This window comes from Winogradskyella psychrotolerans RS-3 (genome assembly GCF_000427335.1).
Classification (GTDB): Bacteria; Bacteroidota; Bacteroidia; order Flavobacteriales; family Flavobacteriaceae; genus Winogradskyella; species Winogradskyella psychrotolerans.
Genome location: NZ_ATMR01000008.1, coordinates 1 through 1,132 on the forward strand (window position 1 = coordinate 1; position 1,132 = coordinate 1,132).

Consider the following 1,132-nt stretch of genomic DNA (forward strand, 5'->3'; position numbering starts at 1 on the left):
ATTCTAATGGATCTATCCCAACATCACTCAAAGAAGCAACCGAGGCAATGAAAAATTCGGCCATAGCAAAATCTTTGTTTGGGGAAGTTTTTGTGGATCATTTCTGTAAAACCAGAGAATGGGAATGTAGAGAGTTTGCTTCTAAAGTTACCGATTGGGAAAGGAAACGTTATTTTGAAATTATTTAACCACCCTATCCAATAGCAATCAAAATTAGTGTGCAACCGCAAGAGAAAAAATGTTTGTTCACTTAAGGAGTAGTTCTACTGTAGGTTATACAGTAAACCAACTGTTGTCTGATCTTTGTTCGATTTTTAGCTCAAAAAAGGATTTCGAGTTTAATCGTAATTTCTTAAGTTTTATCACTAAAGTTTTCATTTATAAAAATGGATATTCTTCAAAAATTTAATTTCAGTTTTCCTACTGCCATACGTTTTGGAGTAGGCGTTATCAGTGAATTGTCTGATTATCTCAAACAAAACCAATTAAAAAGACCACTATTGGTTACTGATCCTATAGTTAGAGAGCTTGGGTTTTTTAAAAAGATAGTAAGCGAACTAAGCCAATCTGGTTTGTCTGTTGAAGTTTTTTCAGATGTACATAAAAATCCAGTCAAGTCGGATGTGCTTAAAGGGAAAGCTTTGTACCAATCTACCGATAGGGATGCCATTATTGGAATAGGAGGAGGAGTGGCTTTAGATGTAGCAAGAGCCGTTGCGCTTAGCATTAATCACCACAGAGATTTAATGGATTACGATGACTTGATAGGAGGAGACAAATACGTAACCGAACCTATACCGCATTTTATCACCGTCCCTACTACCTCTGGAACAGGAAGTGAAGTAGGAAGAAGTGCCATCATTTCTGAAGATGAAAGCAAGAAGAAGCGCATCCTGTTTGCGCCAACCCTAATGGCCAAAATAGTATTTGCAGACCCTGAGCTTACCATGGATTTGCCTTCATTTGTCACTGCAGCGACAGGAATGGATGCCCTTACCCATAATATTGAAGCGTATCTTTCTAAAAACTGGAATCCAATGTGTAGTGGCATTGCGCTGGAGGGAATTAAATTAATAGGTGAATCCATAGAAACAGCTACACTGAAACCTGATTTGGTTTCCAGAAGCAAGAT

The 1,132-nt window shown here is 37.7% G+C and carries 2 protein-coding genes; both read left to right on the forward strand.

Translation table 11 applies throughout. The annotated features are described in order from the left end of the window. Positions 1–188: hypothetical protein (locus tag ADIWIN_RS01305; RefSeq protein WP_040756196.1), on the forward strand; the 188-nt coding region annotated here is incomplete at its 5' end. Positions 189–386: 198 nt separating this feature from the next. Further along, on the forward strand, positions 387–1,132 hold a 746-nt coding region (locus tag ADIWIN_RS01310), incomplete at its 3' end, for an iron-containing alcohol dehydrogenase (RefSeq protein ID WP_040756198.1).